The organism is Elioraea tepidiphila DSM 17972 (assembly GCF_000378465.1).
In the GTDB taxonomy this organism is placed as follows: domain Bacteria; phylum Pseudomonadota; class Alphaproteobacteria; order Acetobacterales; family Acetobacteraceae; genus Elioraea; species Elioraea tepidiphila.
Map to the genome: position 1 here is coordinate 1 of NZ_KB899937.1, position 21,188 is coordinate 21,188.

Here is a 21,188-nt window from a genome sequence, read left to right on the forward strand (position 1 = left end):
CCTGCCGCCCTACAGCCCGGACCTGAACCCGATCGAGATGATGTTCGCCAAGCTCAAGACCCTGCTGCGAAAGGCCGACGAGCGATCCATCGCCACCGTATGGCACCGCATCGGCGCCCTGCTCGGCGAGTTCTCACCCACCGAATGCGCCAACTACTTCCGGCACGCAGGCTATGCTTCACCGTAAATGGATCAGGCTCTAGCGGGGTCCAGGGGCCTTGCGGCCCCTGGCGGGGGTGCAGGGGGCAGAGCCCCCTGCGTCACGCCTCGACGTTCCCTGCCCGCGCCGGGTCTGTCCGTCGCATCGCACGTCGTGGCGCGGTGCGAGGATCTCGATCGTGTGCATGAGGCAGGCGGCGACGACGGAGAGTTGCAATCCGACGGGTCCGCGCGTGTCCGTCCGCGCCTCGCGCCCCGTGTCCGCCTCGACTTCGGGCCGCCGGCGGTGAGAAGTGTGCCGTGGCGGCCCAGACGGACCGCCCCGATCGTCTCGGTCTGCACTGCCGTTCCTCCGTCTCCCGGACCTGTGCCCGGTCTCGGCCATCACCGCCCCGTGGCTCGGTTCTTCGCGTTCAGCGGTTGTTGACGGGTAGGTTTAGGGCAATGGACGGGCGCTGAGCCAGATCAGAGGTCCAGCGCGACGGCTGCCCAGGTCGCGGCCGACAGCGCATAAAGCGTGGCCGCGGGCCGCCAGGCGCGACGCCGGCCGCCGAAGCCAAGCGCGAAGCTCGCCTTGACGATGTTGTTGGAGGCGGTGGCCACCAGGATCGCGCCTGTCCCGCCCGGCGCCGGGGAGGTCGCGAGCCGGATCGTGATGGCGTCGAGATCACCGAGGCCGACGATGGCGGCAACAGCGTAGAGCCCAGCGGTGCCGAAGGTGCCGCCGAGCCACGTCGTCGCCGCGGAGACCGCGATGAACAGCACGGCGAAGGCGAGTGCAGTACCGATGCGCAGCGGATTGCCGGTCGGGTCCGGCAGTTCGGGCTTGAGCCCGCGGCCGTCGCGCAGCAGCACCGCCGCAGATGCGCCCGCTGCCGCGCCAAGTCCGATCAGCCAGGGCGCGAGCGCCAGCGCGAAGCCGGTGTCGAACACCCCGGCGATCAGCACGATGCGCAGGAACATGACCGCGGTCGCCAGCACGATCGCGGCCTCGACCACCGGCTGACGGCCGGGCGCGTCGCGCAGCACGCGTGAAAGCGCCACCGTCGCCGCGGTCGAGGAGTAGAGCCCGCCGACCGCAGCGCCGATCAGCGGTCCGTGTCCCGGCGAGACGTAGCGTTGGAGCAGATAGGTCCCCCAGGAGATGCCGCTCATCGCGACCACCGCGAGCCAGATCTGGAACGGCGTCAGCGGCAGCCAGGTCGCGATCGGCTCGTGCGGCACCAGTGGCAGCACCACGCCGGCGAGCACCAGGAACTGGGCGGCGGTCGTGATCTCGCGGCCAGGCACGCGGGCCGCGAGACCATGCAGGCGGATCCGTGCTCGCAGCAGCAGCACCGCGGCCATGGTCAACCCCACCGGAATCCAGGGGGGCAGGGTCAGGCAGGCGGGCCCGATCGATGCCGCGGCGAGGTTCACGATCGGCACCATCAGCCCGCCGCGCGGCCGTGGTTCGCCCGCCTGCTGCAACCCCATCCAGGCGCGCCAGTAGAGCAGCATCGCCACCGCGACAAAGCCCAGCAGCACCAGGAACGCCGTGCCATGCGCAGGCTCGACCAGCCACAAGACCGCGCCGGCAAGTGCCAGCATCGGGAAGGTGCGGATGCCACCCGGCCGGCGCACCTGGTCGTCGGCGTAGTGCTCCTCGAAGGCGAGGCCGAGGAAGAAACCGAGCCCGAGTGCGAGAGCGAGCGCCGCCGGAACGGTCAGGACCTCATCCATGGTTTGAAGCTAGCATCGGGCGCACACACACCAGAGAGGAACGAGCATGATCCGTCGCATCGACATCGAGAACGGACGGCTGTGCAACGCCGTCGTGCACGGGACCACCGTCTATGTCGCGGGTCAGGTGCCCGAGGAGGGTGTCGAGGGCGCGGAGGCACAGACCGCGTCCGTGCTGCGCGAGATCGACGCGATGCTGGCCAAGGCCGGTACCGACAAACGCCACATCCTCTCGGCGCTGGTCGTGCTGGCGGACATCCGCGACGCGCCGGCCATGAACCGGGCCTGGGATGCGTGGGTGGACAAGGAGCACCCGCCGGCGCGCGCCACCATCGAAGGCAAGCTGGTCAATCCGGCCTGGACGGTGGAGATCATCGTGACGGCTGCCCTGCCGGGATGACGGGCGCCGCGCGCCATCGCGGACCGGGTCAGAAGCGGATCGTCGGCCCTCCACTCCCGGGGCCGGTCCTGCCATCCGCACCCCCGGCGGCTCCCGCCGCCGGCCGCATCAGCGCTGCACGCGCCGCGTCGAGCAGGCCGACATAGCCGCCCTCGTCCAGCGCCCACTGGTCGATCCGGATCCGGTCCGGCCACGTGGTGCTGTCGATCTGCGCCGCGACGTGAGGCGTGCAGGCCAGCAGTCGCGTGTCGCGCATCGCATCGCCGGGCGCACCGACCCCGCCGAACACCTGCGGCACGGGCAGTCCGTCCAGCACCGTGGCGGCCGGGATCTGAAAGGCGAGGAACGGCTGCCCGGGGCGGATCGGCAGGCCGAGTTCGGCGAGCACGCTCGCGTCGGTCCCCTCAGGAAGAGCGCCCGCCACGAGTTCGCCGCACGGGCGCGGCTCGGCGCCGACCGTGCCCCAATAGACCCGTTCGCCAACACGGTGGTCGGGCGGACCGTATTTCTCGACCAGCCCCGCGAGCACCCGCGCCGGATCGACCGCGCCGCCCGGCAAGACCAGCCTTCGCCAGACCGCCACCACCCGATCCGCTGCATCCGGCGGCTCGCGGTAGAGCCCCACGGCCTCCATCCTGTCCCGACGGATCAGCACGACCCCGTTCCGATATGGCTCAAGGCGCGCGGGGTCGATGCTGGCGGGCGGAGCGAGCTCGATCGTCACGGCATCGGGCAGATGCGCCTGTGCTGCGGCCAGAGCGTCCTCCCAGTCCATGCCGAGACGCACGCCGATCACGTCGGGAACACCGGACGCGATCCGGCCGAAGCTCCCGACCGCCGGCACCTCGTCCGTGTTGGGGGCGATGGCCGCGAGGGCGCGGAGATCTGCCAGCAACGCCACGATCCCCTCGACCTGGTCGGTGCCACCAGGGCCCTGGAAGGCGATGCGCAGCGTGGCTCCGCAATCGGACTCGGGATTGGTCCTGGGAATCACAGGGCCTGCCGCACCGCGGACGCGACCGAATTGCGGCTCCGCCTCGCGCCACCACCAGCCGGGCGAACCGGTCTGAAGCCGAGCGACGCAGTCGGCCCGCTCGCGCGGCAGGTGCGCGAGTTCCGCGCGGGATGGCCCGTCCGACCAGCCAAAGGCGAGCGTACCCACGCCGCCCAGGTGCTCGGCAGGCGTCACCCCGCCCTCGCGGCGGTCGAGCGGGCCGTAGCGCTGCTCGAGCTGCGCGAGCACGTCGCGCTGCGGCACCGGTCCGGGCAGCGAAACCATGCGGTGCACGGCGATCACGGGCCCGTCCTCGGCGGCCGCATAGAGTGCGATCCGCTCGCTGCCGTCAGCCCGTTCCATCAACACCCCATGCGGCATCGGCTGAGGGTTGTGGGGGCGCGAGCGCTCGCGGTACAGGCGCGCAACGATGTGCCCCTCGCCCAGGTGGCGCGCGAGCGTGGCACGTGCGGCCGCCATGCTCTGTCCGAGCTGGAGATCGAGGATCGCCAGGCGTGGTGTGCCGGCCGGTGCGGTCTCGGCGGCCGTTGCCGCCGCGCCGATCTGCGCGACCACACTGCCGGCGATGCGCACGCTCGCGCTGCTGACCGCGACGGTGACGACTGCGATGTCGTCCTCCATGGTCGCGCCGACGATGCGCAGATGCGTCTCGATCTCGACGCGGCCCTGCGCTTGCGGGCCGAGGCGTTGCATCAGCGCCGCATCGACCGCGATCGTGCCCGGGCCTCCCGTCTCGGTCTGGAACACGGTGCGGCGCAGGGCAGGCGGCGGCGACCGCCAGCCGCCCCGTTGCAGCGCCGGGTCGATCACGTCAAAGCGCTTGGTCTCGTCCCAGGGGGAGGACAGGCGCGCAACGTAGCGATGCACGATCGTCTCGGGCAATGCGACGAGCCGGCGCGCATTCCAGTCCATGAACGGGTCGAGCAGCGGGTACGGATCGCCGTCGAAGGCGCGAAGCCGCTCGGCCGACAGTGGCTGCGGCAGCGGCAGACCCGGCGTCGCCGCGCTCCCTGCGAGAGCGCGCAGCCATAGCCAGGCCTCGCCGCGGCTGACCGGCGTGCCGGCCTTCAGACGCAGAAGCGCGCGCAGGTCATCGGCGCTCTCCTGGTCGAGCACAACCGGCTCCGCGGGGCGCGGAATCTCGGCTGCCAGGGCGGCGAGGATCGGTGCTTCCGGGCGGTGGCGCGCAAGCGCCCCATCGTCGGCGAGGCGCCGCTGCAAATGAGGATCGGCGAAGATCACCTGCTCCGTCACCCTGCCGTGCAGCGTCACATGGATCTGGTCATGACCCAGGTCCGTCACCTCCGGCGGGTCGAGCCGCAGGATGGTCTGCAGCAGCACGAAGGGGCGGTCCTGCGAACCCATCCGCATCCTCGGCAGGCTCCGCAGCACGGCCGGGGCATCGGCCAGCGGAATGGGCAACAGGGTCGGCAGAGCGCGATCAGCCGTGGTCCGGGCGGAGACGCGCTGAACCTGCAGGGCCTGCGGCAACGCGAACGCACTGGGTGCAAGCGCGAAGCCACCGCGGTCGCGGTCATACTCGCCGACCGTCATGCGCGTCAGCACCCTCAGGGTGAGCGGGAAGGGTGGGGCGCGTTCGGCGAGCAGGGGCGGCAGTTCGCTCTGCGCACGATCGCGGGACTTCTCACGGGCGAACTGATCGGAGCCCGCCCAAACGACCGGGCCGCGACTCGCCGACACGTAGCGCTCGGGCGTCTCACTGAACGCGTGCGCCGCGTACAGAAGCACCGCCTCGCGCTCCAGAAGCTCCGGCCGCGCCCGCAGCACAGCCATGGAGAGCGTCCTCTGGGTTTGTGCGTTGCGCGCTCTTTCCTCGGCGAAGCCGCCCGTTGGCATGACCCCGAAGCCGAGTGCCGCGACCGGCGCGCCGGGCGAACCCGGCTCCGGCGTGGCGAGCGGGAACGTATGCGCGACTGGCCCCCTTCCCTCCGGATCAGCGTGCAGCGTCAGCGCGGTCACACGCGCATCGAACCGCGGCTTGGCCTGGATCGGCTCGAGCGGACGACTGTCCCTCCCGATGCCGAAGCTGGGCCTCCACTCCACGAGCGCAGAGTCTGGCCCCACAACCGCTTCGACAACAAAGGTCAGTTGGCGTCGCGCACCTGATCCGGGACGCGCGGCGCGCGCGATCGTCTCCGCGGTGGCCGCATCGGCCTCGACGCGCTGTGGCAGCGCGAGGCCAAATGCGACGGCGGCCCCAAGGCCGGAATAGGCCGCGGTCGCCTGGAGCCAGGGGAGATCCATGGCGGATGTGCCCGGTCGGCCGAGAAGATTGCCCGTGTTGAGGAGGCTCCAGAACGTGGTTTGGTGGGTGTCGATACGGAAGCTCCGGCTCGCGGCATCGTAGTCGTCGAGCGGGACGGCGAAGCGCAGGCGCAGCGTGATGGGTTCGGACTGTCCGAGCGTGGCCAGTCGGGGCGGAATGCGCTCGAGGAAGGCGGCGCGCGAACGCTCTTGCTCGAACTCGGCCTCGCCGCGCCAGCGGTTCCAGTTCGTCTGTGCTGGCCGCTGCTGCCCCTGTTGCGGGTGCGTCGCGAAATAGGGTGCGGCCTCCTCTGGCATCAGGAGACGAGCGAGCTGCACACTCACCGCTTCATGATCGAGCAGCGAGCTGTGCGCTGCGATGGCGAGGCGCCCCAGCGCACTTCGGAGCTCCTCGCTGACGTTGCGCGGCGTGCCAGCGACAACGTCAATCTCGAATGCGGCGCCGGCCGCTGTGATGGGTGGACGTGCTTGCGCAGGCGGGGCGGATGCCGGTTGCGGTGCGGTGGCGATCGGTGCGGTTCGCGGTGCGTGCGGTTGAGGCGGCGACGCTTCGGATAGCCTGGCCGCACGGGTCGCGCGCAGCGCCTGCAGCGTAGGCTGCCCGTCCGCCGGCATGCCGCGGTCACGCTGGAAAGCCTCGAGCGCGCGCCGCGTCATCGGCCCGGCTATGCCGTCCGCGCTGCCGCGCAGATAGCCGAGATCGATCAGATGCTGCTGAAGTTCCACCACGTCGGCCCGCGACAGCGCCGTTGAGGATTGCGGCTGCGGCACGGGTCGCGGCTCGGCGCGCGACGGAGGCGGTGGTCCTGTTTCGGTCGGCGGTTGCGGCTGCGGGCGGGTGGACTCGCGCAGGACCTCGCCGATGCCGCGACCGACCTCCTGCCCGAGTCCGCGGCCAAGACCTTCCAGGAAGCCCTGCGCGCTGGCGGGTGGGGCCCCCACGAGGCACGCTGCCAACAGAACTCCGAGGGCAGGCAAGGCGCGAACGGACCGGGTCCCCATGGCATCTTTCCTGTGAAATGAATTTTTATTGAGCCAAGCGTAAGCCATTTCGTCTGTGTCATGCAAGTGCGTCGTGATTCCACCCAAGCTTCGTTCTGATTGATCCCGGTCGCACGCGGCCGATGTGCATCGCGGCTCGTCCTCGCGCCCTTCCTCGGACAACCGTGCCGCGTTACGATCGTTCCGGCCATCAGGCCACACAGCGAAACAACATAACGCCCGGGAGGGAGACGCCATGTCGCTGACGCGCCGATTTTTCGCTCACTGCCTCGCTTGCGCTGGACTGGCCGGAGGATTCCGTGCGACCTCGGCCTCCGCGCAGGCCCCCTGGTCGCCACCGCCATCCTCGGAGCGCTGCCCGTCGAGATGGGGTGCGGCCGATACCCGCGGCGCGATGAACCTTCAGACCGCCGAGCAGGTTCAGAAGGCTGCGCGGCTGATCCGCTCCGGCCGCGTCGTCGAACTCGGCCACACCCTGGAAGGTGGGATGCCGTTCTTCGGCACGCGCCGCTTCGATGTGCACCTGAAGCAGATGTTCATGAACCCTCAGGCCAACCGACGCGGCTCGAACGAGGAGATCGTCATCACCGAGATCGGTCAGGTCGGCACGCAGCTCGATGCGTTCCCGCACCAGACCATCGGCGACGAGGTCTACAACTGCAACAAGGTGGCCGAGATCTCGTCGCGCGCTGGCTTCACCAAGATGGGCGTTGACGCGATCGGCCAGGTGTTCACCCGCGGCGTTCTGATCGATGTTGCCGGTCTGAAGGGCGTGCGCACGCTCGAGGACAACTACGAGATCACGGTCGAGGACCTCCAGCAGGCGATCGCGCGGCAGAATGTGCGGCTCGAGCGCGGCGACGTGGTGCTGATCCGCACCGGATGGGATGCGCATTGGGGCACGGACAATGCGCGCTACGTCCGGACATGTCCGGGCATCGGCGTCGCGGCCGCGGAATGGCTGATCCGCCAGGAGCCGATCATGCTCGGCTCGGACAATTGGCCGGTCGAGGTCGCGCCGAGCAAGACCATGCCGCACGCCTCGCTGCCCGTGCACCAGATCGCGCTCGTGGTGCACGGCGTTCATCTGATCGAGAACATGCGGCTGAACGATCTCGCCCAGGCGGGGCAGAGCGAGTTCGCCTTCGTGATGCAGCCCCTCAAGGTGAAGGGCGGCACGGGCAGCACCGTCGCGCCCACCGCCATCCTCTAGGGATAGGGGGTGTGGGGGAAAGGGCCTTCCGGCCCTTTCCCCCACGGAGTTTCTTCATTGGGGGGAAGGGTCATTGGCCCTTCCCTCCAAACCACCCATCCCGCTTACGGCGCGCTGGCCGCGCCCACCGCGATCTCGCCGGGCGCGCACATCACCGCCGGGTTCCAGTCGCCGAACAACCACGACGGGTTGTCGCGCCAATGCCAGACATGGATCTCGTAGAACGGCTCCACCTGGTGGTGCCCGACCGAGGTCTTGCGGCGCATCCGCTGGCCCAGGAACGTGGGCGGGACCCGGCTCGGCCAGTCCTTCTCCCAGACGATGTGCTCGATCGCCACCAGTTTGAGCGAACCATCCGGCTGCGGTTCGGACATCAGCGTGTCGGGCTCCTCGAGCACCAGCGTGCCATCGTTCAGACGGCCGGCATGGATGTAGTGCACCCCCATCGCACCGTGAGAGGCGTGGGCGACGCAACCGAACATCGGTCGGTAGCCGTCATCGAGCGCCGCCTGCACATCGACATACTTCTCCGCCGCTGCGCGCGAGCGGTCGAGCTCGGGATACGGCGCAACCTGCCAGTAGGCCTCGACGGTGCCGGCGAACAGAAGCGCAGAGGCAAACGCGAACGTCCTCAACATTCTGGGTCTCCTGCTTCGGCCGGCAGACGCGGGATGCGCCGGCGGCGTGACGCAAGGGACCCTACGGATCCCGAGCCTCAGGGTCTTTGCGGGTGCCTTGGGAGATCCTGGTGTTTTCCTCGAGCGGCCGGTCTGCCGCCACCGGCACCCTAGAGTCCCGTGTCGGTTCCGAGGTGGAACAGGCAGTCGCCACGCACGGTTCGTCCCGGAACGCGCTTGCACAGCACGAAGCCGTCGCGCCGGAAATGCGCGGTCACGGGCTCGCGCCAGGGCGTCTCCGGCGTGTGGATGCGCGCCGCCGGCTGGCCGGCGACGACCGTATCGCCAAGCTCGACCAGCGGCTCGTAGACGCCCGCATCGGGCGCATAGACGAACCAGTCATTGCCGCCGACCTCGAGGATGCGCGTCGGCCCCTCGCCCGCGACGCGGTCGGCCTCGGGCAGGATGCCGAGCTCGACCAGCACGTTGCGCAGGCCCCGCTCGGCGATCCTGAGCGCGACCGGCGTGAGCGTGCCGGATCCGCCGAGCTCGCTGCCGAGCGACACGACACCGTGCAGCGCGGCCGCGCCGGAGAGGGTGCGGTCATCGCCCGTGCCTTGCCCGCCCGCCGGCAGATAGGCGAGCGGCGCGGCGAACGCCTTCAGCAGCCGGAGCGACAGCTCGGCCTTCGCCGGTTCGACCGGCCGGCGCGCCAGCACCGAGGGGACGTACATCAGCGACGAGCCACCCGAATGCAGATCGACCACGGCATCCGCCATCGGCAGGAGCTCGCTCGTGATGTACCAGGCTATCTGTTGCGTCACGGTTCCATCCGGATCGCCGGGAAAGCTGCGGTTGAGGTTGCCGCCATCGATCGGCGAGGTGCGTGTGCCCACCATGGCGGCGGGGAAGTTGGCCATCGGCAGGACGATCACCCGGCCCTTGATCCGCGCGACGTCGAGGCTGCGGATCAGGTTCGCAAGCGCGATCTGGCCCTCGTACTCGTCGCCGTGATTGCCGCCCATCAGCAGCGCGGTCGGACCGTCGCCGTTACGGAACACCGCGATCGGGATCGCGATGAACCCATAGGCGGAGCTGTGAACCGAATGGAACAGCCTGAGGAAGCCGCGATGCACGCCGTCCTGGTCGAACGGCACTTCCGAGACGATGCGGCTCTTGCGCGGTGGGCTCACGGTGTTGCTCCTCAGGCTTCAGCGAGATGACAGGCGACGCGATGACCGGCCGCGAGCTCGCGCAAGGCCGGATCGTCCTCGGCACACCGGGCGACCGCCACAGGGCAGCGCGTGCGGAAGCGGCAGCCCGAGGGCGGATTGAGCGGGGATGGCACCTCGCCGGCGAGCGGCACCGGCGGCGGCGCGCCCGGCTTGGGCTGTGGCACCGCGGCGAGCAGCGCGCGCGTGTACGGGTGTCGTGGCGCTGCGAACAGCGCGGCCTTCGGCGCCTCCTCGACCACGCGGCCGAGATACATGACCGAGACGCGATCGGCGATGTGGCGCACCACCGACAGGTCGTGCGCGACGAACAGATAGGTCAGCCCGTGCGACTGCTGCAGATCCTGCAGCAGGTTGATGATCTGCGCCTGGATCGAGACGTCGAGCGCGCTCACCGGTTCATCGCACACCACCAGATCCGGTTCGAGCGCGAGCGCGCGGGCGATGCCGATGCGCTGGCGCTGCCCGCCTGAGAACTCGTGCGGATGGCGCGTCGCATGCGCCGGCGTCAGCCCGACCTGCGCGAGCAGAGCCTCGACGCGCGCGCGACGCTCGGCGCGTGTGCCCTGGCCGAAGATGCGCAGGGGTTCGCCCACGATCTCGGCCACCGTCATGCGCGGATCGAGCGAGCCGTACGGATCCTGGAAGATCACCGAGAGATGCCGGCGCATCCGCCGCATCGCCTCCGGCTTCAGCGCCAGGAGGTCCTCGCCCCGGAAGCGGATCGATCCGGTTGTCGGCTCGACCAGGCGCAGGATCAGCCGCCCGAGCGTGGTCTTGCCGCAGCCGGACTCGCCGACCAGCGCATGCGTGTCGCCCGCCCGCACGGTGAGGTCGACGCCGTCGACCGCGCGCAGCACACCACCACCCCGCACCTTGTAGTGCTTGGCGAGGTTCTGCGCGGCGAGCAGGGGCGCGTCAGGCGGCATGGCGGATGCAGGCCGCGTGGTGGCCCGGCGCGACGGGGTAGAGCGGCGGCACGCCGGCCCCGCATTCCGGCACGGCATGGGTGCAGCGAGGTGCGAAGCGGCAGCCGCGCGGCCAGGCGCCCGGCGCCGGCACGGTACCGGGGATCGCGGGCAGGCGCGACACGCCCTCGGCAAGGGCGGGGATGCTCCGCATCAGCGCTGCGGTGTAGGGATGCGACGGCCGCTCGAACACCGCCTCGACCGGCCCCTCCTCCACCACCTTGCCCGCGTACATCACGACGACCCGTGTCACCACCTGCGCGACCACGCCGAGATCGTGCGTGATCAGCATCGTCGCCATGCCGAATTCGCGCTGAAGGTCGGCCAGCAGCGCGAGGATCTGCGCCTGGATGGTGACGTCGAGCGCGGTCGTCGGCTCGTCGGCGATCAGCAGCTTCGGCCGGCACGCGAGGGCCGCGGCGATCATGACGCGCTGGCGGAGCCCGCCCGAGAGTTCGTGCGGATACTGGCCGAGCCGCCGCGCCGGATCGGGGATCCCGACCCGGGCGAGCAGCTGCGCGGCCCGCTCGCGCGCAGCCGTACGGCCGAGCCCCTCGTGCACGCGCAGCACCTCCGCGACCTGCTCGCCGACCGTGAACACCGGGTTCAACGCCGACATCGGCTCCTGGAAGATCATCGCGATCTGCTCGCCGCGGATGCGCGTCATCGCCGCCTCGTCGAGGCCGAGCAGATCGCGGCCGGCGAAGGCGATGCGCCCGCGCGTGATGCGCCCCGGCGGCGAGGGCACGAGGCCCATGATCGCAAGCGCGGTCAGGCTCTTGCCGCAGCCGGACTCGCCGACCACGCCGAGCACCTCGCCCTCGTCGAGATGCAGCGAGACGCCCGACAGCGCCTCCACCTCGCCGCGATCGGTGCGGAACGAGACCGCCAGATCCTCGATCTCGATCAGCCGCGTCATCCCTGCTGCACCTTGAGCCGCGGATCGAGCACGTCACGCAGGCCGTCGCCCAACAGGTTCAGCCCGAGCACGGTGAGGCAGATCGCCAGCCCCGGCCACATCGCGATCCACCACGCCTCGCGGATGTAGTCCTTGCCCTCGGCGATCATGTTGCCCCAGGTGGGCGTGGGCGGCGGCGGCCCGACGCCGAGGAAGGACAGGATCGATTCCGCGAGCACCGCATAGGCGAAGATGAAGGTGAGCTGCACGATCAGCGGTGCCAGGCTGTTCGGCAGCACATGCCGCCACAGGATCCAGAGGTGGCGCCCGCCGAAGGCGAGCGCGGCCTGCACGTACTCCATCTCGCGCACCACCAGCACGCTCGCGCGCACGATGCGCGCCGTGCGCGGGATGTAGACCACCGAGAGCGCGATCACCGCGTTCACCGCCGAGGGGCCGAGCGCGGCGGCGATCGCGAGCGCCAGCATCACCGCCGGAAACGCCATCAGCGCGTCCATCGCGCGCATCAGCGGCTCGTCGACACGCCGGAAATAGCCGGCCGCGAGCCCGATGATCGTTCCCGCGATCCCGGTGACCAGCACCACCGCAAAGCCGATGCCGAGCGAGAGCCGCGCGCCGAACACGAGCCGGCTCAGGATGTCGCGGCCGAAATTGTCGGTGCCCAGCAGGAACCCCTCGCCCGGCGGGCGGAACCGCATCCGGAACTGCATCCGCGCCGGCGCATGCGGCGCGATCAGTTCGGCACCGAGCGCAAGCACCACCATCGTGCCGAACAGCACGAGGCCGATCAGGAACAGCCGGTGCCGGAACAGTCGCCGCAGCGTGGGGAAGCGGCGCGGCGGCGCGAGCGGTGCGACGGCCGCCTCAACGGCCATAGCGCACCCGCGGATCGATGGCCGCGTAGAGCAGATCGACCACCAGGTTGAGCAGCACCAGCATGGTCGCGGTCAGCAGCAGCGTGCCCTGGATCACCGGGTAGTCGCGGCCGAAGATCGAGGTGGCGAGCAGCCGGCCGATCCCGGGCAGCGAATAGACCGTCTCGATCACGATCGAGCCGGAGAGCAGGAGGCCGAAGCTGATGCCGATCACCGTGATCACCGGCACCATGACGTTCTTCAGCGCGTGCTTGCCGATCACCATCACGCGCGGCAGGCCCTTGGCGCGGGCGGTGCGCACATAGTCCTGACGCAGCACTTCGAGCATGGTGGCCCGTGTGATCCGCGCCAACAGTCCGATCTGCAGGAGCGCCAGGGAGAGGGACGGCATCAGCAGCGACCGGAACCAGTCGACCGGCGATTCGGCGAACGGGACGTAGCCGCCGGTCGGCAACCATTCCAGGATGACCGAGAACAGCACGATCAGCATCAAGGCGAGCCAGAACGACGGCACCGAGACACCGAGCAGCGCCATCCCCGTCACCGCAGCATCCACCGCCGTGTTCGCCCGCAGCGCCGCGATCACGCCGGCCGGCACACCGACCACGATCGTCATGATCAGCGCGAGCACGGAGAGCGAGAACGTCACCGGCACGCGATCGACGATGGCCTGCCAGACCGTGGTGTTCAGAAGGATCGACCGGCCGAAGTCGCCCTGCAGCACATGCCCGTACCAGGCGAGCATCTGCTCCAGGAAGGGACGATCCAGCCCCAGTTGCTGCCGGATCGCGTCAATCTCCTGGTTGGTGGCAGCCGGCCCGGCGATCACGGAGGCCGGATCACCGGGAATCAGGTGCATCACCGAGAACGAGACGAGCGAGACCAGCAGCAGCACCGGCAGCGCTGCGACGAGCCTCGTCGCGGCGAAGCGCACCATCGTCGGGCCGTTCGGCGCGGGGCGTCAGCCGCCGAGCGAGACGTTCCAGAACCGCGGGATGCGGTAGGGCGTGAACCCCTGCACCGTTCTGCGCGCGGCCTGGATCTTGGTCAGGTCGCCGAACTTCAGGAAGTGCACCTGCTCGTAGACCCGCTCCTGGAACCGTGCGAAGTGCCGCTTGCGCGCCGCCTCGTCGGGGTCCGAGACGAGCTCGGCATAGATCGCATCGAGCGTCGGGTCGGGCACGAACTGGTTGAGCTGCGGCGAGACGACGTCGATCAGCGCCGTGAACGGCCCGACCGACGGGCCGGTGCCCTGGCCGGTGAACCACAGGTTCCAGGTCGTGCGGTCGCGCCGGCGGGCGATCGCGGTCGCCCAGTCGAACACGTCCATCCGCACCTTCATGCCGATCGCGCGCAGCTGCTCGGTCACGACCACGGCGGCCGAATACATGCTGTTGTACGAGGAGTTCGTGATGATCACGAGCTCCTGGTCACGGTAGCCGGCCTCGCGGAGCAGTCCCTTGGCGCGGTCCGGATCGTGCACGTTGTAGTACTGCTTGCCCGCATCGGTGTAGTACGGATTGCCGGGGTACTGCAGACCGGGCTGGAGATCATAGGACCCGTCGGTGGCGATCTCCATGATCGCCTCCATGTCAAGCGCGGTCTGGATCGCGCGGCGTACCAGCAGGTTGTCGGTCGGCGGCAGGGAGTGGTTCACCCAGGCCCCATGCAGCCACCAATGGCGCAGCGGCAGCAACTGGATGTCGCGGTTGTTGCGGAGCCGCTGCGCCGCCTGGGTCGGCACATCCTCGACGATGTGCAGCTCGCCCGTCTCGAGCCCGGCGACGCGCGCGCCGGGCTCGCGCACCAGGCGCAGCCGCACGCTGTCGAGCAGCGCCTGCTTGCGCCCGGCGAAGCCGTCCGTACCCTGATGGTTGGTGTTCGGCGCGTAGTCGTCGAAGCGGCGGATCAGCACGTGACTGTCGGCGACGAACTCGGCAAGACGATACGGGCCGGTGCCGATCGGCTCGATCCGCCCGCCCTCCTTGTCCTTCTCCTCAGCCGGATGGATGGTGATCGGCGTGGTGAAGGCGGAGATGTTGTCGAGGAAGGTCGGCTGGCGCTCCTTCAGCCGCACGACGAAGGTGCCTGCGTCGGGCGCTTCGAGCTTCTCCACCGCTGCGAGGACGCGCCGCTGGATGCCGATGCGCTGGTAGCGCTCCCAGGAGGCGAGCACGTCGGCCGAGGTCATTTCCTTGCCGTTGTGGAACTTCACGCCACGGCGCAGCGGGAAGCTGTAGGTCAGGCCGTCCGACGAAATCTCCCAGCGCTCCGCGAGGTCCGGCACCGGCGCGTTGCGCTCGTCGCGCGTGACCAGCATCTCGTACATGTTCATCGCGGTGTTGCGGGTCGCGACACTGGTCGAGAAGTGCATGTCCAGCGTCGGCACCGAGGCCTCCTGGCCGAACACCAGGTCGCCGCCGCGTCGCTGCGCAGCGGCGGGAGACACGGTCGCCAGCACCGCCGCTCCCGCCGTGCCCGCCAGAACCTCGCGTCGAGTCAGCGCCATCGTTCCCTCCCTCGCTCGGTCTAGGCCACCCGGGCCTTCAACCATGCCCCCGCCTGGCTCACCGCATCCTCGGCCGCGCGCACGTGACCGAGCGCGCGCAGGAAGCCATGCAGCATGCCAGGATAGACGGTGATCTCGGTCGCGACGCCTGCGGCCTTCAGGCGTTCGGCCATCGCGATGTTCTCGTCGTGCAGCACGTCGAGCTCGGCGACATGCATCAGCGCCGGCGGCAGCCCGGCGAGATCGGCGCGCAAGGGCGAAGCGATCGGATCGGCCTTCGCCTCCGGCGTCGGCGCATAGGCATCCCAGAACAGCTTCATCTTCGCCGCCGTCAGCATGTGGCCCGTGGCGTAGGCGCGATAGGACGGGCGCGTCAGATCGCTGTCATAGACGCCATAGTTCAGCAGCAACCCGCGCGGCATCGGCCCGCCGGTGTCGCGCAGGCGCAGCGCTGTGGCGACCGCGAGATTGGCGCCCGCGGAGTCGCCGCCGATGACCAGGCGCGACGCATCAAGGCCCCACTCCGCGCCACGCCGCGCCAGCCAGCGCACGAACTCGACGCATTCCTCCACCGCGGTGGGGAAACGGCTGTCGGGCGAGAGGCTGTAGTCGGGCGCAACCGCGCACAGTCCGGACGAGGCCGCATAGGACCGGATCAGCCGGTCATGCGTGTAGATGCTGTTCCACATCCAGCCACCGCCGTGCAGATAGACCAGCACCGGCAGCGGCCGCGCGGTCACCGGGTAGTGGCAGCGCACCAGCATGTAGCGGCCGTGCACCTGCGGCAGGCGCTCGACGGTCTCGGCCATCTCGGGGCCGCCGCGGGCGAAGCCGCGGCCGACCTCCTCCTGGATCTCGCGCGCGATCGGCAGCGGCAGCGTGGTCGTGTCCGGGTGCTTGGCGAAGGCCGCCTCGCTGAGCGCTTGGTAGGCCGCCATCTCGGGATGCTTGCGCGATCCCGCACTTCCCTGTTGGACGTCGTTCATGTCGCAAGCTTCCCCCAAGCCCGCGGCCATGGCAATGCCGGGCGGGGGTTTCGTCAGGTGAACACGAAGGCGCTCTCCTGGCGGCTGACCTCGCCCGGCCGCAGAATCACCGACGGGAAATGCGCGTGGTTCGGCGCGTCGGGAAACCGCTGCGGCTCGATCGCGAGACCCGCGCGCGGGCCATAACGTCGGCCGCCGATGCCGGGGACGGGAATGTCGAGCGTCGGCGCATCGTAAAGTTGCAGGCCCGGCTCGGTGGTGAGCACCGCGAGGGCGAGATCACCCGCGCCGCTCTCGAGCGTGGCGACACGCAGCAACCCGGGCGGCGCCCCGGCGCGCCGCAGCACGAGATTGACGTCATAGCCCGCCGCGGGTACCGCCCCGTCGGAGAGGCGACGACCGGCACGGAAATCGTAGGGCGTGTCGGCGACCGAACGGATCTCGCCGGTCGGGATGCCATCCTCATCGGTCGGCGTGTAGAGGTCGGCCGCGACCGCCAGCCGGTGACGATCGATCGTCGGCGCATCGTCGAGCACGAAATAGGGGTGCGGCGCCAGATTGACCGCCGTCGCCGCATCGGTCCGCGCCGTCAGGATGATGCGCAGCGTCCCCGGCGGCTCGACCCGCCAGGTGCACTGCGCCTCGACCGTGCCCGGGAAGCCCTCCTCGCCGTCGGGCGAGACCAGCGCGAGCGTGACGGCGTCGCGCGTCTGCTCCGCAAGGCGCCAGACCCGGCGCGAGAAGCCGATCGTGCCGCCGTGCAGGGTGTGCCGATCGCGGAAGTTCGGCGTGAGCGCGAAGGTGCGGCCGTCGATCGTCAGCGAGGCCCGCGCGATGCGGTTCGCCACCCGCCCGCAGATGGCGCCGAAGTTCCGCGAGTGGGCGAGATAGTCCTCGATCGTGTTCAGCCCCAGCACGACGTGCCGGGCTGCGCCGCGCCGGTCCCGCACCTCGAGGTCGCGCAGCACCGCGCCCCAGGTGATCACGCGCGCAACGATGCCGTCGGCGCGCAACGTCACCTCGTGGACGGGCGTGCCGTCGGGCATCGTGCCGAAGAGAGACCGATCCACGACCGCGCCCCCGCGAGATGTCAGTGACCTGGAGCGACAGTATCAGCCCAGCGCGCGGGCGAGCGCCACTCCGCGCGGGGCCGGCCCGCCTTGCCGCCATGCCGTCACGCCGTGGCACTCGCGGCTGATGGGGCTGGCTCGCACGACGGGCGGCCGCTCCGGGCCGTGACGGATCGACGGATGAGGGGCGATTCATGGCATCCTCGGCGGCCGCTCCCCGGCGCTTCCCTCACTCCACCGTCCGCTGGACCCATGACCATGACCCGCACCGCCATCCTGCACGCCGATGATGTCGGCATGTGCCACGGAGCCAACGCCGCCTTCATCGCGCTCGCGCGGGCCGGCGCGATCGACTGCGGCAGCCTCATGGTGCCCTCCCCCTGGTTCGCCGAGATCGCGCATGCGGCGGCCGCGGACCCCGCGCTCGATCTCGGCGTGCACCTGACCCTGACGAGCGAATGGATCGGCTATCGCTGGGGACCTGTCGGCGTGCGAAGCGCGGCCGCCGGGCTCATGGACGGCGAAGGCGCGTTCCACCGCGACGTGCCCTCCCTGCGTCGCAACGCCGATCCGCGCGCGGTGGAGGAGGAGTGCACCGCGCAGATCGAGCGCGCTCTCGCCTGCGGTGTCGATCCGACCCATCTCGATACGCATATGGGTGCCGCCCTCGCGCCCGAGTTCCTGGCCGGCACGCTGCGCTTGGCCGAGCGCTTCCGCTTGCCGCTCCTGCTGCCCCGCCGGATCGAGACCTATCTCGGCGTGCTGCGCATGGGCGAGGTCGACGCGCGCCCCTTCGCCGATGCGGCCCGCCATCCCTGGGTCGCACCGATCGACCGCTTCGCGATGACGCCCGGCCACGCGCCGGGCGGGGCCGACGCGGCCTATCGCCACCTGCTCGAGGGGGTTGAGGCGGGCGTCACCTATGTGGCGCTCCACCCCAACGAGCCGGGCGACATCGAGGCGATCACCGCACACCACCCGAGGGCGCAGCCGCATTGGCGCACCGACGAGGCGGCCCTGTTCGGCTCCGGCCGTCCGTCGCAATGGCTCGCCGAGGCGGGCATAGGCCGCAGGGGGATGCGCCCGTATCGCGACGCGATGCGGACGGAGAACGGCGATCCGCACACACGCGAAACGCGCTCGGCCATCAAACTGAAATGAGCCGGTGCGAGCTTCCCGCGCAGCACCAGCCTGGGAGCCGCCCATGATCGCCCTGACCCGCCGCCTTGCCATGGCCGCCGCGGCCTGCCTCGCCATCCCCGCCGCCGCCTCGGCAGCCGACGCCGTGACGCTGCTTCAGGTGGTCGGACCGCGCGACACCGTGGTGATCGGAATCACCGCGGATGAGCGCGCGGCCTGGGGGCGCGGCGAGGCCGTCACGGTGGTCGCCGAGCGCCTGCATGCCGCCGGCACGATCACCGTCTGGCAGTACGCGGTCGGCCGCGCCGCCGACGGGTCGTTGCAGATGCGGCCGCGCGCGCGGATCGCGCTGCTGCGCCACGAGGCGATGCGGATCGAATCCTACAGCGCGGCGCATCCGGTCGTGGCACCTCCGACCTGACCCGGGGATCGCCCGTCTTCGGCGACCCTCTCTGGCGGCCATCACCCGAACCCGGTACATCCGGGGCGCCCGATCGCGACGCGTCCCGATCCGCCCCGGAGGAAGCCATGGCCAGCCGGAAAGTCATCATCACCTGCGCCGTCACCGGGGCGATCCACACGCCGTCGATGTCGCCGCACCTGCCGATCACCCCGCAGGAGATCGCCGAAGCCGCGATCGGCGCGGCCGAGGCCGGCGCGGCGATCGTGCACCTGCACGCGCGCGATCCGAACACCGGCGCACCCGACCAGTCGCCCGACGCCTTCCTGCCGTTCCTGCGCGTCATCAAGCAGCGCGCGGACGTGGTCGTGAACATCACCACCGGCGGCGCGCCGACCATGCTGGTGGAGGAGCGTGTGCGCCCGGCGAAGGTGTTCGCGCCCGAGGTCGCCTCGCTCAACATGGGCTCGATGAATTTCGGCCTCTACCCGATGCTCGCCCGCTACAGGGAGTTCAAGCACGACTGGGAGCGCCCGTATCTGGAAGGCTCGAAGGAGCGGATCTTCAAGAACACCTTCGCCGACATCGAGTTCATCCTGACCTCCTGCGCCGAGAACGGCACGCGCTTCGAGATCGAGTGCTACGACATCGGCCATCTCTACACGCTGGCGCACTTCCTCGACCGCGGGCTCGTCAAGCCGCCGCTGTTCATCCAGTCGGTGTTCGGCATCCTGGGCGGGATCGGCACGCATCCGGAGGATGTCGCGCACATGAAGCGGACGGCGGACCGGCTGTTCGGCCGCGACTACCAGTGGTCGGTGCTCGGCGCGGGCCGCAACCAGTTCGCCATCGCCGCCCAGGCCGTGGTGATGGGCGGCAATGTGCGCGTCGGGCTGGAGGACTCGCTCTGGATCGGCCCCGGCCAGCTCGCCCGCTCGAACGCCGAGCAGGTGAGCCGCGCGCGCCAGTTGATCGAGGGACTGGGGTTGGAGGTGGCGAGCCCGCAGGATGCGCGCCGGATGCTCGCGCTCAAAGGTGCCGATCGGGTGAACTTCTGACCGCGCCTCAGCAGGCGGTGTAGCCGCCGTCCACAACCAGATTCGCCCCCGTCATGAAGGACGAGTCCTCGCTCGCGAGGAACAGGGCGGCGGCGGCGATCTCCTCGGGCCGGCCGAGCCGGCCGATCGGGTGGCGCGGCGCGAGCGCGGCCTCGGTCGCCTCGGGGGTGCCGTAGCGGCTCAGCAGGCGCGGCGTGATCACCGCCCCGGGCGAGAGCGCGTTCACCCGGATGCCCTGCTTCGCGTGGTCGAGCGCCAGCACCTTGGTGAGCTGGATCAGCGCGGCCTTCGATGCGCAGTAGACCGACCGGCCGGGCTGCGCGGCGATGCCAAGCTGCGAGGCGATGTTGATGATCGCGCCGCCACCCCTGGCGACCATATGCGGGATCGCCGCCTTGCACGCGAGGAACGCGCTGGTCACGTTGGTGCTGAGCGCACGGTCCCAGAGCGCGTCGTCGAGCTCGGTGACCGGCAGCGCGGGTGTGGCGTCCGCGACCCCGTTCACGAGCACATCGAGTCCCTGGAAGCGGTCAAGACAGATCTGCACCGCCCGCCGAACGTCGGCCGCACTGGCCATGTCGCCCCGCACCGGCACGATCGGGCCGTGCGCGGCGACGGTGTCCGGAAAGGGATCGCGATCGGCGGTGACCACCCGCGCGCCCTCGGCCGCAAACCGACGCACGATCGCAAGCCCGATCCCCGCCGACCCGGCCGTGACCAGGCATACCCGTCCCTCCAGACGTCCCATCGCATCCTCCGCTGCCCGGTCGAGACCGTCAGGCCGGCGCGCCGGCAGGTCAATCCGGCGAAGGCGGCCCTCCGTGCACCTGGTTCGATGATCGGATTGTGTAGAGGCAAGTGCCGGGGTCCGAGGTAGCGGACGGGGCGTGACGCATGACCCCGTAGAACCGCGCGCGATCGCCCCTGCCGCCGACGCGCCCGCCGAACCCATGTCGCCCACGCCGGTGAGCGCCATCGAGCGGCCCGGCGAGCGCAAGCGTGCCTCCGACCTGCTGCTCGATCTCTGCCGCGCCTGGCCGAGCGAGCGGATCGCGATCGGCGACCTGATGACCGCGCTCGGCGATCGCGGCTACAGCCTGCTGATGCTGGCGCTCGCGCTGCCGAACCTGATCCCGGCGCCGATCCCCGGTCTCTCGGGCCTGCTCGGCACGCCGATCATCATCCTGAGCGCGATGATGCTGCTGGGCTATCCGCAGCCCTTGTTCCCACGGGTCGTGCGCGAGCGCAGCATCCCGCGCGCGGCGATGGAGTCGGTGCTGACGCGCGCCAAGCCGTGGCTCGTCAAGCTGGAAGCCCGAGTCCGTCCGGGCACGCTGCCGCTGCCGCATCGCGGGGTGGAGATCGCGGCGGCCATCCTGCTCGGGCTGAACGCGACCCTGCTCGCCCTGCCGATCCCGTTCGGCAACCCCGCCCCGGCGCTCGCGATCGTGCTGATGTCGGTCGCCCTGGTCGAGGCGGACCGGCGACTGTTCCTGGTCTCGATCGTGGTCCTGCTGCTCGCGATCGTCATCGACGTGCTGATCGTGCTCGCGATCTTCGGCCTGGGCGCGCGGCTTCTGGGCCTGCTCTGATCAGGCCGCGCTTGGCCGCCGCGGC

General features: G+C 70.4%; 18 protein-coding genes and 1 pseudogene. 7 read left to right on the forward strand and 12 right to left on the reverse strand.

What is annotated here, in order from left to right:
• Nucleotides 1–187 (forward strand): annotated as a pseudogene (locus F563_RS0118195) (IS630 family transposase); the annotation flags it as partial.
• Nucleotides 188–624: 437 nt separating this feature from the next.
• On the opposite strand, the gene F563_RS0118200 reads toward F563_RS0118195, so the two are convergent.
• Nucleotides 625–1,881 carry an MgtC/SapB family protein gene (locus tag F563_RS0118200; protein ID WP_019016127.1) on the reverse strand — a complete coding sequence of 419 codons (1,257 nt, stop codon included), beginning with the start codon at nt 1,879–1,881 and terminating at the stop codon, nt 625–627.
• Nucleotides 1,882–1,927: 46 nt separating this feature from the next.
• Between F563_RS0118200 and F563_RS0118205 the strand changes: the two genes are divergently transcribed.
• Complete coding sequence (locus F563_RS0118205; protein WP_019016128.1) at nt 1,928–2,281, forward strand: RidA family protein; 354 nt, start codon at nt 1,928–1,930, stop codon at nt 2,279–2,281.
• A gap of 28 nt (nt 2,282–2,309) precedes the next feature.
• On the opposite strand, the gene F563_RS0118210 is transcribed toward F563_RS0118205, so the two are convergent.
• On the reverse strand, nt 2,310–6,353 hold the full coding sequence (locus F563_RS0118210; RefSeq protein ID WP_019016129.1) for a peptidoglycan-binding domain-containing protein: 4,044 nt from the start codon (nt 6,351–6,353) through the stop codon (nt 2,310–2,312).
• A gap of 625 nt (nt 6,354–6,978) precedes the next feature.
• On the opposite strand from F563_RS0118210, the gene F563_RS23220 reads away from it, so the two are divergent.
• A complete protein-coding gene (locus F563_RS23220; protein WP_019016130.1) occupies nt 6,979–7,797 on the forward strand; it encodes a cyclase family protein in 819 nt (272 codons plus the stop codon).
• A 104-nt stretch (nt 7,798–7,901) separates the two neighbouring features.
• On the opposite strand, the gene F563_RS23225 is transcribed toward F563_RS23220, so the two are convergent.
• The 9 genes from F563_RS23225 to F563_RS0118260 all read right to left on the reverse strand — a co-directional run bounded on the left by F563_RS23225 (nt 7,902) and on the right by F563_RS0118260 (nt 16,973).
• Nucleotides 7,902–8,435 (reverse strand): hypothetical protein, encoded by a 534-nt coding sequence (locus F563_RS23225; protein WP_019016131.1) that lies wholly within the window; start codon nt 8,433–8,435, stop codon nt 7,902–7,904.
• A gap of 149 nt (nt 8,436–8,584) precedes the next feature.
• A complete protein-coding gene (locus F563_RS0118225) occupies nt 8,585–9,607 on the reverse strand; it encodes a succinylglutamate desuccinylase/aspartoacylase family protein (protein ID WP_019016132.1) in 1,023 nt (340 codons plus the stop codon).
• An 11-nt stretch (nt 9,608–9,618) separates the two neighbouring features.
• Complete coding sequence (locus tag F563_RS0118230) at nt 9,619–10,575, reverse strand: ABC transporter ATP-binding protein (protein WP_019016133.1); 957 nt, start codon at nt 10,573–10,575, stop codon at nt 9,619–9,621.
• A complete protein-coding gene (locus F563_RS0118235; protein ID WP_019016134.1) occupies nt 10,565–11,533 on the reverse strand; it encodes an ABC transporter ATP-binding protein in 969 nt (322 codons plus the stop codon). The genes F563_RS0118230 and F563_RS0118235 overlap by 11 nt, the downstream gene beginning before the upstream one ends.
• Complete coding sequence (locus F563_RS0118240) at nt 11,530–12,408, reverse strand: ABC transporter permease (protein WP_019016135.1); 879 nt, start codon at nt 12,406–12,408, stop codon at nt 11,530–11,532. Before F563_RS0118240 ends, F563_RS0118235 begins: the two co-directional genes overlap by 4 nt.
• Nucleotides 12,398–13,345, reverse strand: a complete 948-nt coding sequence (locus F563_RS0118245) for an ABC transporter permease (protein WP_019016136.1) — start codon at nt 13,343–13,345, stop codon at nt 12,398–12,400. The genes F563_RS0118240 and F563_RS0118245 overlap by 11 nt, the downstream gene beginning before the upstream one ends.
• 24 nt (nt 13,346–13,369) lie before the next feature.
• A complete protein-coding gene (locus F563_RS0118250; RefSeq protein WP_019016137.1) occupies nt 13,370–14,917 on the reverse strand; it encodes an ABC transporter substrate-binding protein in 1,548 nt (515 codons plus the stop codon).
• Between the two features lie 20 nt (nt 14,918–14,937).
• Nucleotides 14,938–15,855, reverse strand: a complete 918-nt coding sequence (locus F563_RS0118255) for an alpha/beta hydrolase (RefSeq protein WP_026299700.1) — start codon at nt 15,853–15,855, stop codon at nt 14,938–14,940.
• A 101-nt stretch (nt 15,856–15,956) separates the two neighbouring features.
• Nucleotides 15,957–16,973, reverse strand: coding sequence for an aldose epimerase family protein (locus F563_RS0118260; protein WP_026299701.1), 1,017 nt, complete (start codon nt 16,971–16,973; stop codon nt 15,957–15,959).
• Between the two features lie 258 nt (nt 16,974–17,231).
• On the opposite strand from F563_RS0118260, the gene F563_RS24130 reads away from it, so the two are divergent.
• The 3 genes from F563_RS24130 (at nt 17,232) to kce (ending at nt 19,571) form a co-directional block, all read left to right on the forward strand.
• Nucleotides 17,232–18,134 (forward strand): ChbG/HpnK family deacetylase, encoded by a 903-nt coding sequence (locus F563_RS24130; RefSeq protein WP_162140603.1) that lies wholly within the window; start codon nt 17,232–17,234, stop codon nt 18,132–18,134.
• A gap of 43 nt (nt 18,135–18,177) precedes the next feature.
• On the forward strand, nt 18,178–18,534 hold the full coding sequence (locus F563_RS0118270; RefSeq protein WP_019016141.1) for a hypothetical protein: 357 nt from the start codon (nt 18,178–18,180) through the stop codon (nt 18,532–18,534).
• A gap of 107 nt (nt 18,535–18,641) precedes the next feature.
• Entirely contained in the window at nt 18,642–19,571 is a 930-nt protein-coding gene (gene kce, locus F563_RS0118275) for a 3,5-dioxohexanoate:acetyl-CoA acetone transferase (protein WP_019016142.1), read from the forward strand.
• Between the two features lie 7 nt (nt 19,572–19,578).
• On the opposite strand, the gene F563_RS0118280 is transcribed toward kce, so the two are convergent.
• Nucleotides 19,579–20,319 (reverse strand): SDR family NAD(P)-dependent oxidoreductase, encoded by a 741-nt coding sequence (locus F563_RS0118280; protein ID WP_019016143.1) that lies wholly within the window; start codon nt 20,317–20,319, stop codon nt 19,579–19,581.
• Between the two features lie 217 nt (nt 20,320–20,536).
• Here F563_RS0118280 and F563_RS0118285 point away from each other — a divergent pair, with 217 nt between their 5' ends.
• Nucleotides 20,537–21,163, forward strand: a complete 627-nt coding sequence (locus F563_RS0118285) for an exopolysaccharide biosynthesis protein (RefSeq protein WP_162140604.1) — start codon at nt 20,537–20,539, stop codon at nt 21,161–21,163.
• Nucleotides 21,164–21,188: the final 25 nt, after the last annotated feature.